Annotated in this window: 13 protein-coding genes; 7 read left to right on the forward strand and 6 right to left on the reverse strand. The window is 71.7% G+C overall.

Annotated features, from left to right (window positions below):
- Positions 1–2: 2 nt before the first annotated feature.
- Positions 3–1,112 (reverse strand): alpha/beta hydrolase, encoded by a 1,110-nt coding sequence (locus tag ACS04_RS20690; protein ID WP_048478172.1) that lies wholly within the window; start codon positions 1,110–1,112, stop codon positions 3–5.
- 152 nt (positions 1,113–1,264) lie between these two features.
- Here ACS04_RS20690 and ACS04_RS20695 point away from each other — a divergent pair, with 152 nt between their 5' ends.
- From ACS04_RS20695 to ACS04_RS20725, 7 genes are all read left to right on the forward strand, one after another.
- Positions 1,265–3,124 (forward strand): phosphatidylglycerol lysyltransferase domain-containing protein, encoded by a 1,860-nt coding sequence (locus ACS04_RS20695; protein WP_048478173.1) that lies wholly within the window; start codon positions 1,265–1,267, stop codon positions 3,122–3,124.
- A 182-nt stretch (positions 3,125–3,306) separates the two neighbouring features.
- The gene (gene folP / locus ACS04_RS20700) at positions 3,307–4,179 is read left to right on the forward strand and encodes a dihydropteroate synthase (protein WP_048478174.1); all 873 of its coding nucleotides are present in this window, start codon (positions 3,307–3,309) and stop codon (positions 4,177–4,179) included.
- 22 nt (positions 4,180–4,201) lie between these two features.
- A complete protein-coding gene (locus ACS04_RS20705; protein WP_078865047.1) occupies positions 4,202–4,645 on the forward strand; it encodes a nuclear transport factor 2 family protein in 444 nt (147 codons plus the stop codon).
- A gap of 130 nt (positions 4,646–4,775) precedes the next feature.
- Complete coding sequence (gene folB, locus ACS04_RS20710) at positions 4,776–5,135, forward strand: dihydroneopterin aldolase (RefSeq protein ID WP_048478175.1); 360 nt, start codon at positions 4,776–4,778, stop codon at positions 5,133–5,135.
- On the forward strand, positions 5,132–5,740 hold the full coding sequence (gene folK / locus ACS04_RS20715) for a 2-amino-4-hydroxy-6-hydroxymethyldihydropteridine diphosphokinase (protein WP_048478176.1): 609 nt from the start codon (positions 5,132–5,134) through the stop codon (positions 5,738–5,740). The genes folB and folK overlap by 4 nt, the downstream gene beginning before the upstream one ends.
- A 66-nt stretch (positions 5,741–5,806) precedes the next feature.
- Positions 5,807–6,295 (forward strand): DUF3180 domain-containing protein, encoded by a 489-nt coding sequence (locus ACS04_RS20720; protein ID WP_048478177.1) that lies wholly within the window; start codon positions 5,807–5,809, stop codon positions 6,293–6,295.
- Positions 6,296–6,732: 437 nt separating this feature from the next.
- Positions 6,733–7,812, forward strand: coding sequence for a helix-turn-helix transcriptional regulator (locus ACS04_RS20725; protein ID WP_053080861.1), 1,080 nt, complete (start codon positions 6,733–6,735; stop codon positions 7,810–7,812).
- On the opposite strand, the gene ACS04_RS20730 is transcribed toward ACS04_RS20725, so the two are convergent.
- Genes ACS04_RS20730 through ilvE form a run of 5 tightly spaced genes read right to left on the reverse strand, consistent with a single transcriptional unit; the run spans position 7,790 to position 11,708 of the window.
- Positions 7,790–8,341 (reverse strand): hypothetical protein, encoded by a 552-nt coding sequence (locus ACS04_RS20730; protein WP_048478178.1) that lies wholly within the window; start codon positions 8,339–8,341, stop codon positions 7,790–7,792. The genes ACS04_RS20725 and ACS04_RS20730 overlap by 23 nt on opposite strands.
- On the reverse strand, positions 8,338–8,565 hold the full coding sequence (locus ACS04_RS20735; protein WP_053080862.1) for a chorismate mutase: 228 nt from the start codon (positions 8,563–8,565) through the stop codon (positions 8,338–8,340). Before ACS04_RS20735 ends, ACS04_RS20730 begins: the two co-directional genes overlap by 4 nt.
- A 29-nt stretch (positions 8,566–8,594) precedes the next feature.
- Positions 8,595–9,911 (reverse strand): MFS transporter, encoded by a 1,317-nt coding sequence (locus tag ACS04_RS20740; protein ID WP_048478179.1) that lies wholly within the window; start codon positions 9,909–9,911, stop codon positions 8,595–8,597.
- A gap of 23 nt (positions 9,912–9,934) precedes the next feature.
- Positions 9,935–10,759, reverse strand: a complete 825-nt coding sequence (locus ACS04_RS20745) for a cyclase family protein (protein ID WP_078865051.1) — start codon at positions 10,757–10,759, stop codon at positions 9,935–9,937.
- Between the two features lies 1 nt (position 10,760).
- The gene (gene ilvE, locus ACS04_RS20750; RefSeq protein ID WP_048478180.1) at positions 10,761–11,708 is read right to left on the reverse strand and encodes a branched-chain-amino-acid transaminase; all 948 of its coding nucleotides are present in this window, start codon (positions 11,706–11,708) and stop codon (positions 10,761–10,763) included.
- Positions 11,709–11,714 lie beyond the last annotated feature (6 nt).

Below are 11,714 nucleotides of genomic sequence, written 5' to 3' on the forward strand. Positions count from 1 at the left end.
GGTCAGGCCTGGATGCGGTTGCTCATCCACACCAGCATCGAGGGGATCTCACGACGCCAGGTGTTGAAGTTGTGGCCGCCGCTGTCGAGGATGATCGAGGAGACCCGGTCCGGGCCCTTGACCAGCTTGATGAACTTCTTCGTGTCGTCGAGGTTGGGCTCGCCCGTCTCGCTGCTGGTGACCAGGAACGACGTACCGGTCGGCTTCTTGTGCTCGATGCTGTGCAGGACGTCCGCGCGCTTCTTCAGCTTGTCGTCGCCCTGGAACAGGTTGCCGGTGGTCGCGTCGTTCGCCGCGTCGTAGTACGCGGACAGACCCGCGGCGGCGCCGAAGGTCTGCGGGTAGTGCGCGGCGATCTTCAGGGCGCAGTAGCCGCCCGTCGAGTTCCCGATGAAGCCCATGTTCTGCGGCTTCTTGCCCACCCGGAAGGTCGCCTGGATGGCCTGCGGCAGGTCCTCGGCGAAGAAGGTCTCGGTCTGCGGTCCGCCGGGTATGTCCACGCACTCGGTGTCGCGCGGCGGCGCGATGGTCGGGCGCAGCATCACCAGGATCATCGGCTTCATCTTGCCCGCCTTGGCCTGCTTGAAGGCCGTCATCGGATAGTTCAGCCCTTTGATCAGGTTCTCGGCGGTGCCCGGGTAGCCCGTCAGTACGATGGAAGCCGGAAAGTTCTGCTGCTTGTGCTGCGGCTGGAAGTACTCCGGCGGCAGCCACACGTAGCCCGGGCTCGTTATTTTCGACTTCTGCCCGGTTATGGCAACCTTCAGGATCTGTCCGCCGACCTGGGGCTGGGCCCCGCCCGGCACGTCGAGCTTCTGCTTGTCGACGACCTTGATGTCCTTGCTGCTCATGGAGTGGTCCACGACCTTGCCGACAGATGTCTGCTGGCCGAACAGGTCCGCCCACGAGCCGTAGAAGGAGAAGGACTTGTTCGCCGCCAGGCCCACGGCCGAGAACAGCGCGAGCTGGGTCGCGAGCAGCAGCCCGACCCGGCCGAGCAGCGCACGCCAGGTGCGGCCCGCGAGCCGGGGCCAGCACCACACCGTGGCCGCGAACAGCAGCACACCGGCGATGATGGCCAGCGCCAAAACCGTATTACTGGTGAGACCCATGAGCAGTCAGTCGACTTTCTGATGGCAGGACTAGTTTTTCTCGGCGGAAGAGTGAACCCGCTCGACCCCGATGTCGTCCTAGTGGACGCACCACACTCCGGAGGCTGTCGCGGCCTTCGGCCACATGATCTCTCGCGGAGCAACGGGAAGCGATGTCTAGCAGGATAGATGGCGATAAGTCGGGACAGGTTCCGAAGCAGGTCCGCCGAATCTTCCGCGGCCCACGACCGGAGTCGGTGCCCGGGCTGGTAGGTACGGCCGTCATGATCGTCGGCCTTCTGGACATCGCGGCGGGAGTGTTCCCGCGGTTCCGTCACAGCCGCATCCACGCGGTCACCGAGGTGCTGCCCGGTTCGCTGGGCCCGTTCGCAGCCGCCCTCGCCATCAGCGCGGGCGTCCTGCTCCTTCTGCTCGCCCACGGCCTCAAGCGCCGCAAGCGCCGCGCCTGGCGGGCGGCCGTCGTGCTGCTCCCGGCCGGAGCCGCGGCGCAGTTCATGTACCGGCACTCCGTCATCAGCGTGGTCATCGCCGCGGTGCTCCTGGGGCTCATCCTGCGCCACCAGGAGGAGTTCAAGGCCCTGCCCGACCCGCGCAGCCGCTGGAAGGCCCTGGCCAACTTCGTGCTGATGAGCGCCGGCTCCATCGGCCTCGGTCTGGTCATCGTCAACTCCCACCCCAACCGTGTCGTCGGCCATCCGGGTGTTTACGAGCAGATCAGCCACGTCGTGTACGGGCTCTTCGGCATGGAGGGCCCGGTCGACTACTCCGGCCGGGTCTCGTGGACCGTCGGCTACTCGCTCGGCGCCCTCGGCATGCTGACCGCGCTCACCACCGTCTACCTGGCCTTCCGCCCCGAGCACCCGGCCGCCCGGCTCACCGCCGACGACGAGACCAGGCTGCGCGAGCTGCTCGCCCGGCACGGCGGCCGCGACTCGCTGGGCCACTTCGCGCTCCGCCGCGACAAGGCCGTCGTCTTCTCCCCCAGCGGCAAGGCGGCCGTCACCTACCGCGTGGTCTCCGGCGTGATGCTCGCCTCCGGCGACCCCATCGGCGACGTCGAGGCCTGGCCCGGGGCCATCGAGCGGTTCATGGAGGAGGCCAAGGCCCACTCCTGGACCCCGGCCGTCGTCGGCTGCAGCGAGACCGGCGGCGAGGTCTGGACCCGCGAGACCGGGCTGGACGCGCTGGAGCTGGGCGACGAGGCGATCGTCGACGTCAAAGACTTCTCGCTGACCGGCCGCCCCATGCGCAACGTCCGCCAGATGGTGAAGCGCATCGAGCGCAACGGCTACACCACCAAGGTCCGCCGCGTCAGCGAGCTGACCGAGGAGGAGCTGGAGCAGGTCCGCGGCGCGGCCGTCGCCTGGCGCGGCACCGACACGGAGCGCGGCTTCTCCATGGCCCTGGGCCGTGTCGGCGACGAGGGCGACGGCGACTGCTTCATCGCCACCGCCCACCGGGTCGAGGAGGGCGACACCAGCCCGTTCGGCGACCTCAAGGCCATCCAGCACTTCGTGCCGTGGGGCAAGGACGGCATGTCGCTGGAGATGATGCGCCGCGACCGCGCCGCCGACCCGGGCATGAACGAGCTGCTGATCGTCGCCTCCCTCCAGCAGGCCCCCGAGCTCGGCATCGAGAAGGTCTCGCTGAACTTCGCGATGTTCCGCGCGGCCCTGGCCCGCGGCGAGAAGATCGGCGCGGGGCCGGTCCTGCGCATGTGGCGCAGCCTGCTGGTCTTCCTGTCCCGCTGGTTCCAGATCGAGTCGCTGTACAAGTTCAACGAGAAGTTCCGCCCCCGCTGGGAGCCGCGCTTCATGGTCTACCGCAACAGCGGCGACCTGCCCCGCATCGGCTTCGCCGTGATGCAGGCCGAGGGCTTCATCACGCTGGCCCTGCCGCGGCTGTTCGCGAGCCGCCGCCGTCCCAAGCCGGTCCGCACCTGCGCCCACACGCACCCGGCCGCGCCGGTGCCGGGCCAGTCCAAGCAGGAGCGCGAGGTCCAGGTCGCCTGAGCCCGGAGCCCTGGTCCCGGGAGCCCTGGCTCCCCGGACCCCCGGCTCCCCGGATCCCCGAGCCCGGCCCGCCGCACCGTCGGCGGGCCGGGCTCCGCCGCTTCCCGGCCCCGGACGCACCCGGCCGGGGGCCCCGATCCCCGCATACGGCCCGGCCAGGGCCCCGGCCCTACCCTGGAGCCATGAACATCAAGCGCGGGGCCGCCGGCAGGGGCCGGGTCGAAGGCCTGCCGGAATGGGACCGCTGCGGGGTCATGGGCGTCGTCAACGTCACCCCCGACTCCTTCTCCGACGGGGGGCGCTGGTTCGACACCACCGCCGCCGTCAAGCGCGGCCTCGACCTCGTCGCCCGGGGCGCCGACCTCGTCGACGTCGGCGGCGAATCCACCCGTCCCGGCGCCACCCGCGTCGACGAGGAGGAGGAGCTGCGCCGCGTCGTCCCCGTGGTGCGCGGCCTGGCCTCCGAGGGGGTCACCGTCTCCGTCGACACCATGCGCGCCTCCGTCGCCGCCCGGGCCGTGGCCGCCGGCGCCACGCTGGTCAACGACGTCAGCGGCGGCCTCGCCGACCCCGGCATGATCCCGGCCGTCGCCGCCGCCGAGGTGCCCTTCGTGGTGATGCACTGGCGCGGCTTCAGCGACGGGATGAACAAGCTGGCCGTGTACGAGGACGTCGTCGCCGAGGTCACCGCCGAGCTCCGGAGCCGCATCGACGCCGTCGTGGCCGGCGGGATCGCCCCCGAGCGGCTCCTCGTCGACCCCGGCCTCGGCTTCGCGAAGATGGCCGAGCACGACCTGGCCCTGGTCGCCCACCTGCCCGAACTGCGCGCCCTCGGCTTCCCGCTGCTGGTCGCCGCCTCGCGGAAGCGTTTCCTCGGCCGCATCCTGGCCGGCGCCGCCGACGCCGCACCGCCGCCCGCCCGCGAGCGGGACGCCGCCACCGCCGCGGTCTCCGCCATCGCGGCCCACCAGGGCGCTTGGGCCGTACGGGTCCACGAGGTACGGGCGACCGCCGACGCGGTTCGGGTGGCCCGGGCCGTGGAAGGAGCGCTGTGACCATCGAACCGGAAGGAGCACGGTGAGCAGAACCGACATCGAAGCGGTCGACGAGGTCAACACGGCCTTCTACGAGGCCATGGAGCGGGGGGACTTCGACGCACTGTCGGCGCTCTGGCTGGAGGACGAGATCTCCTGCGTGCACCCGGGCTGGCCCGTGCTCTCCGGCCGCGGGGAGGTGCTGCGCTCGTACGCGCTGATCATGTCCCACACCGACTACATCCAATTTTTCCTCACCGATACGAAGGTCGCCGTCATAGGTGACACGGCCCTGGTGACGTGCACGGAAAACATCCTCAGCGGCGGGCCCGCCGAGGACGGCGGGGAGCTGGGACCGCTCGTCGGCCAGCTGGTCGTCGCCACGAATGTGTTCCGACGCACATCGGAGGGCTGGCGCCTCTGGTCCCACCACGGTTCTCCCGTGCTGACGGACTCCGCCGAGGACGAGGAAGAGGACCCCGCCTGACCCCACCGGCGGGGGCCGGGGTCTTTCGCAGGTAAATTCGAAGACGGACGACGCCGACCGCACTCGGCGCAGGCCCATGGATCCGGGGAGTCCCGGACGGCAAGCACCTACGAAAGCAGGAGTGATTCGCGTGGATCGTGTCGCGCTGCGCGGCCTCAAGGCTCGCGGGCACCACGGCGTCTTCCCCCGGGAACGCGAGGAGGGCCAGACCTTCATCGTCGACCTCGTGCTGCACATCGACACCCGCCCCGCGGCGGCCGACGACGACCTGGCGAAGACCGTGCACTACGGGGTCGTCGCCGAAGAGGTCGTCGATGTGGTCCAGGGAGAGCCCGTCGACCTGATCGAGACCCTCGCCGAGCGGATCGCCCAGCAGTGCCTGAAGCACGAAGCGGTGGCACAGGTGGAGGTCGTCGTCCACAAACCGGACGCCCCCATCACCGTCCCCTTCGACGACGTGACCATCACGATCACCCGGACCCGCGTGTGAACAACGGACTGAACGCCCCGAGCGACCCCACCGTCCAGCCGGTGCCCGCATCCGTCGTCGAGACGGTGGACGCCGCGGACACCACCCTCTCCAACCCCAAGTGGGCCGTCGTCGCGCTCGGTGCGAACCTCGGCAACCGCCTGGAGACCCTCCAGGGCGCCATCGACGCCCTCGGCGACACCCCCGGCCTGCGGGTCAAGGCAGTCTCCCCCGTCTACGAGACGGAGCCGTGGGGCGTCGAGCCCGGCTCGCAGCCCTCGTACCTCAACGCGGTCGTCGCGCTGAAGACGACGCTGCCGCCGTCCTCCCTGCTGGAGCGCGGCCACGCCATCGAGGAGGCCTTCGACCGCGTCCGCGAGGAGCGCTGGGGCCCGCGCACGATCGACGTCGACATCGTGTCGTACGCCGACGTGGTCTCGGACGACCCCGTCCTCACCCTCCCGCACCCGCGGGCCCACCAGCGGGCCTTCGTCCTGGCCCCGTGGAACGACGTCGACCCCGAGGCGCAGATCCCGGGCCGCGGCCCCGTCGCGGCGCTGCTTGCGGGAATCGGCCTGGCGGGCGTCACGCCGCGCCCGGACCTGGAACTCCGCCTGCCCGAGTAGTCGTTAACCTGTGGCTGGAGCCGGGGCGTCGAGGAGTCCGCGGCACGGAAAGCGGGGAACGGGCACGTGAAGCAACTGAGGCCGACGGTCCTGGCGGGGATCTTCGCCGTCGCCGGGGTGCTGTCCTGGGCGGGCGCCCGGCTGTGGAACGCGTACGGGACCCTGCCGGGCGTCCCGCTCGCGGCGCCCGTCGTCCTGGGCGCCATCGCCGTCGTCCTGCTGGCCACGGCCCTCTCGCTGCGCGCCCGCCTCAAGGCGCAGCGCGAGCGCAGGCCCGGAGCCAAGGGTGTGGAGCCGCTGATGGCGGCCCGCGCGGTCGTCTTCGGCCAGGCCAGCGCGCTCGTCGCCGCCCTGGTCGCGGGGATGTACGGCGGCGTGGGCGTCTTCCTGCTGATGGACTCCCTCGACGTCCCCGCCCGCCGCGACCAGACCTGGTACGCCGGCTTCGCGGTCCTGGCGGGCGCGGCCGTGATCGCCGCCGCCCTCTTCCTGGAGCACGTCCTCAAGCTCCCGGAAGACGACGACACGACCCCCCAGAGCCCCTCCCGAGCCTGATCCCCGGCCCGAGCCCGATCCCCGCCCGGGATCCCGGGCGGGGATCGGGCCGAGGCCCTGCTAGGACCAGCCGTTGTCCGGCGCCACCTGCGGGACGGGGACCGACCAGCCGTTGTCCGCGACAACGACCCGGTCCGAGGGGGTGTCACCCACAGGGGAGTGGCCGATAATGAGCGCCGTTGCCGCTGCGAGGCCAGAGACGATCAGGGTGATTCGTACGGTGAACGAGTGCATTGTGGTCCTTTTCGTGATGCGTGACGCGAACGCGATAGGGGCATAACGGGCGGCGCTGTCGGTCGTCCAGCGCTCGCTTCCTGTGTCGCCGGGCTCCGGCCCGCCCGGCGACGTCGTCAGCCTGCCGTGTTTGACTTTGCCTAGGGAGACCACCTGACCTGCGGTATTCACGCCTGTCGCAAACACGAAGGGTGGAAATCGATATGGAACATGCCGAGCAGGGCGCCCAGACCGTGGAGCTGACGCCCGCCGGCCTGGCGCTCTACGAATACGCAGCCGGCATCCCCTCCTTCACGAGGGAGGAAGCCTGTGCCGCGCTGGGCCTCGCCCGGCCGGAATTGAGCGCTGCCATCGAGCGGCTGGAAGGGCTGCGGCTGCTGCGCCGCGACGCCGACCGGCCGGACCGGCTCACCGTCGTCTCCCCCCAGTTCGCGGCGGGCCAGCTGCTGTGGCCCCTGGAGCGCGAGATCCGTCGCCAGACCGAGGACGTGGAGCGGATCCGCACGGCCTTCGCCGCGCTCGGCCCCTGCTACCAGAACGGCCGCCAGCGCCAGCAGCGCAAGGACGTCGAGCTGCTGACCGACCTGGACGACGTACGGCGCATGATCGACGAGCTGACGGACAGCTGCCGGACCGAGGCGCTGCACGTCCAGCCGGGCGGCGCCCGGGACCCGGAGGCACTGCTGAAGGCGCGCGGCAGCATGGGACGGCTGCTCAGCCGCGGGGTGAGCAGCCGCTCCATCTACCAGCACCCGGCCCGCTACAGCCAGCACACGGTGGAGTTCGCCGAGTGGATGATGGAGCGCGGTGCGGAGGTGCGGACCCTCGCGGACGGCCCGGACCGCATGCTGGTCTACGACCGCAAGGCGGCGGTGGTCAGCGTCCAGGGCAACTCCGCGCACGCGCTCGTCGTGTACGAACCCAACCTCGTGGCCTTCATGGTGTCCTCGTTCGAAACGGCGTGGCGGGCCGCCGACCCCTTCCCCGTGGGCTTCGACCGCGAGTGGGCCAAGCAGGTCTCCGACGATCTCCGCCAGTCGATCGTCCGGCTGCTGACCGAGGGGCTGGACGACAAGGCCATCTCCCGCCGCCTGGGCATGTCCATGCGTACCGTGCAGCGGCACGTGGCAGAGATCATGCGCACCCTCGATACGAAGAGCCGTTTCCAGACCGGCTACCTGGTGGGTCTGGAGGAGGCGGGCGGCGCCGCGGGCGCCCTCACCGCCGAGGAACCGGCCGCCGGGGGGCCGGCCGAGGGCGTCACCACAGAGGAACGGTCCTAGGGCGGCCCACCGCCCGGCGGCTGTGCCCGAGCGTCATCGCGCGGATCACGTCCGGGGTGATCCGTCCGGCGAGCAGCGCATCCATCACGGCGCCGAGCGCCGCCGCGAGCCGCATGTCCTCGTCGTGCGGAGCCCGGAGCCGGGCGAGCGCCGGGTCAAGCCAGGCCGGCCCGGCCGGCGGTGCGCCGGGCAGGGTCATCACGTACTCGTACTCGCTCTCGTACGGGCCCTTGTGGGGCGCCCGGAGCCACCAGGCCGTCCCCGGCCCGGCCGCCTCCAGAGGCGGTACCGGCGGTGTGACCGGTTGCGGCGTCCGCCCGGTCAGCCGGCGTACGGCCTCCGCGGCGGCCTCGGCGGGATCGGCGCCCTCGGGTAACACCGCGTGCGGCAGCTGCGGTGGATCTCCGGGGAGCACCCCCAGCAGCCACGGCGTACCGGAGGTGGCGGGGTCGCCGGGGGCGCCGGGGTTCCGCGCGTACACGAAACAGCGCAGGGCCGAACCGTTCGGGGCGGTGCGCTGGAGGGTCACCGCGCGGGCATCCGGTCGGGGAGCCCGAGCAGCAGCAGGGCCAGGTTGACGCCCGGGCGGCCGAGCTCCTCCCGGTAGCGGTCGATGACGACGTTCTCCTCGGCGAGGGAGGTGCGCGAGCCGCCCGAGTCCATCCGGGCGCGCGTCTGTTGCCGGGCGGCCGCCGCACGGCGGCCCACGAGGTGGATGATCTGCTGGTCGAGCGTGGCGATCTCGTCGGACATGGGGCTCTCCGTTGTCGTTTCGAGCGGGGTCAGGCGACCGGTACGGGTTCGGACACGGGAACGACGGCGGCGCCGCGGGCCCTGCGGCGCACGGTGGTGAGGGCCACGAGGCCGCAGAGCGCGGCGAGCGGCAGCCACACCCAGGCGGCGTGCCGCCCGCCGATCAGCAGGACGCCGAGGGAGGGGCCGAAGAACATGCCGACGCCCATCATCGAGTTGCACAGGGCGCTGGCGCGGGTGAGCTCCCGGTCGGGGACCTTGGAGATCAGCCAGGGGTGGAAGGAGCAGGAGTACGCGCACTCGCCGAGGCCGAAGAGGACCGCGTACGCCAGCAGTCCGGCGAGCCGGACCGGGCCCGGGCCGAAGGCGGTGACCCCGGCGACCACCAGGCCCGCCGCCCACAGGGCGACGGCGATGCGCAGTCCGTGTTCCTCGGGGCGCTTCTCCAGCAGTCGGGTGATGCGGCGCTGGAAGGCCACGATGCTGACCACGTTGAGGGTGAGCATCACGGAGATCCAGCCGATGCCGGTGTCCATGAGCCGGTCGGCGACCAGGGGGGCGGTGGCCTCGAACTGGCTGAAGCCGACCGCGTAGGCACCGAACTGGAAGAGCGCCGCGCCGAGCGAGGCCCGGACGAGGAGGCCGATGCCCAGCGGCGCGGGGGCGGCGCCCGCGGTCGGCGCTCCGCCGACCGCGCCGGCCTCCGGCGCCTGCGGCACCTCCGGGAGCTCCGAAACCTCCGGGACCTCCGGCACCCCGGGCACCTTGCGCGCCAGACCGAGTGCGAGGGCGACGGGCAGGTAGCCGACGGCGTTGGCCACGAGGAGCCAGGTGATGGCCTCCCGGGAGAAGACGGTCAGGAAGAGCCCGGCCACCAGGGAGCCGGCCGCGAGGGTGGCGTTGAGGATCTGGTAGCGGCGGGCGAAGACCCGGCGGCGTTCCTCGGGCGGGACCAGGGAGTTGACGATCGGGATGATCGCGGCCATGAAGCAGCCCTGCCCGGCGCCGCCCAGCACGGCCGCGGCAGCGGCGGCGGCCAGGGTGTCGCCCCCGGTCAGCAGCAGGAAGCAGCCGACCCAGAGCAGCAGGCCGGTGATCCCGAGGGCGTGCCGGGGCAGGCGCACGGCCGCCGAGGCGAGCAGGAGCGAGACGGCGAGGTTGGCGAGGCCGCTGACGCCGTAGTAGACGGCGACCCCGCCGGTGCCGATGCCGGGCCGCGAGGCCAGGTGGATGCCGATGAAGGGGAAGACCATGCCGTAGCAGAACGACGACAGGCCGTGCAGGACGAGGATGCGGTTGACCGACCTGCGGCGCAGCGCGGCCGGGCCGTCGGACGTGCGGAACACGGGATGAGCCACCTTCCGTGGGGTCAGCCGGATACGAGGGCGAGCACCCGCGCCGGGCTGCCGGAGCCCCCGACGATCGGCAGGGGCGCGGCGATGAGTACGGCGCCCTGCGGGGGCAGCCGGTGGAGGTTGCGCAGCTGGGTGACGCCGTACTTGCCGGCGCCGTGGAAGTACCAGTGGCAGGGGTAGGGCTGGTCGTCGAAATCGCCGGCCTGCCCGGCGTCGGTGCCCACGGTCTCGACGCCGATGCCGATGATCCCGGTCTCCTCGGCCAGCCACTGGGCGCACTCGGGAGAGATGCCGGGGGTGTGCTTGCCGTTGAGGAAGTTCTCCTGGGAGTCCTGCCGGGCCTCCCAGCCGGTGCGGTAGAGCAGCCAGCCGCCGGCGGCGAGCGGGCCGTGCTGCTCCTGCCAGGCCTCGACGTGGTGGCGCTGGAGGAGGAAGTCCGGGTCGGCGGCGGCCTCGGCGGAGAAGTCCAGTACGGAGGCGGGGCCGACCAGGCGCTGCGCGGGGACCTGGGAGACGTCGTCGAGGTCCTTGCCGGTGAGCCAGTGGATCGGGGCGTCGAAGTGGGTGCCGGTGTGCTCGGAGAGGCGGATGTTGTTCCAGTAGACGGTCGGGCCGGCCTCGTCGTAGTGGCTGATGACCTCGCGTTCGAATGGCCAGGGCTGGCCGCGCTCGGGCGGCAGCTGGATGAGAGGGGTCTCCTCGGAGAGCGGCGAGGTGAGGTCGACGACCTGGACGGAACCGTCGAGCAGGGCGGTCAGCAGCGGAGCGAGGGCGCCCGCGGCCGGCGGCGTCGCGGCGGGGGCCGCCGGCCGGGTGGTGGTGTCGCCGGTGTCCGCCATGTCAGTTCCCCCCGGTGGTGTGGACGATCGTGGACCAGTGCCGGTAGTCCGGGTGTTCGCCGCGCACGACCGCGTCGTAGATCTCCTGGAGCTTGCGGACGGTCACGCCGGGGGCGCCGTCGCCTACCGCGATCCGGTCCAGGCTCGTGATCGGGGCGATCTCGGCGAGCGTGCCGGCGACGAAGATCTCGTCGGCGGTGTAGAGCTCGGTGCGGTCGATCTCGCGGCGCTCCATGGGGATGCCGAGCTCGCGCTCGGCGATCTCGCCGATGGTGGCGACGGTGATGCCTTCGAGGACGCCACTGGTGCCGGGCGGGGTGACGAGCTTGCCCTCGCGGAGCATGACCACGCAGGAACCGGGGGCCTCGGAGACGCTGCCGCGCTGGTTGAGCAGCAGCGTCGTGTCGTAGCCGTTGCGGATCGCCTCGTGGTGCGCGAGGCGGCTGTTGTGGTAGTTGGCGCCCGCCTTGATGCGCGGCGGCATCGAGTCGTCGCTGATGCGGCGCCAGGAGGAGATGGTGGCGGCGAGGCCGCCGTCGAAGCCCCGGCCGCGCGGGGCGCGGGTGGAGGTGATGTGGACGCCCGCGTCGTCGGTGTGGCTGAGCGGGTCCGCGTTCGGGCCCATGTTGAAGTACGCGACGACGCAGATGTGCACGTCCTCCTCGAAGGCGTTGGCCCGCAGGACGTCGAGCACCCCCTGGCGCAACTCCTCGTCGCTGAAGGGGATCTCCATGCGCAGGCTCTTCATCGAGCGACGCAGCCGGGCCAGGTGCTCGTCGATCCGGAAGACGGCGAGCCCGTCCTGGCCGCGGCGGCGGTAGGCGCGCAAGCCCTCGAAGACGTTGGCGCCCCAGAACGCGCCCTGCGAGCGGGCGTGGACCGTGCACTTGTCCCAGTCGACGATGGTGCCGCCCAGCCAGGCATGGGTGGGGGGTAGGGGTGTGGTCACTTCGTA

Origin of the sequence: Streptomyces roseus (assembly GCF_001044425.1) — a bacterium.
In the GTDB taxonomy this organism is placed as follows: domain Bacteria; phylum Actinomycetota; class Actinomycetes; order Streptomycetales; family Streptomycetaceae; genus Streptomyces; species Streptomyces roseus.

Bases quoted from the DNA above. Each gene is read 5' to 3' on its own strand.
- ACS04_RS20690 (WP_048478172.1), bottom strand. From the start codon at position 1,112: ATGGGTCTCACCAGTAATACGGTTTTGGCGCTGGCCATCATCGCCGGT.
- ACS04_RS20695 (WP_048478173.1), top strand. From the start codon at position 1,265: ATGTCTAGCAGGATAGATGGCGATAAGTCGGGACAGGTTCCGAAGCAG.
- folP (WP_048478174.1), top strand. From the start codon at position 3,307: ATGAACATCAAGCGCGGGGCCGCCGGCAGGGGCCGGGTCGAAGGCCTG.
- ACS04_RS20725 (WP_053080861.1), top strand. From the start codon at position 6,733: ATGGAACATGCCGAGCAGGGCGCCCAGACCGTGGAGCTGACGCCCGCC.
- ACS04_RS20735 (WP_053080862.1), bottom strand. From the start codon at position 8,565: ATGTCCGACGAGATCGCCACGCTCGACCAGCAGATCATCCACCTCGTG.
- ACS04_RS20745 (WP_078865051.1), bottom strand. From the start codon at position 10,759: ATGGCGGACACCGGCGACACCACCACCCGGCCGGCGGCCCCCGCCGCG.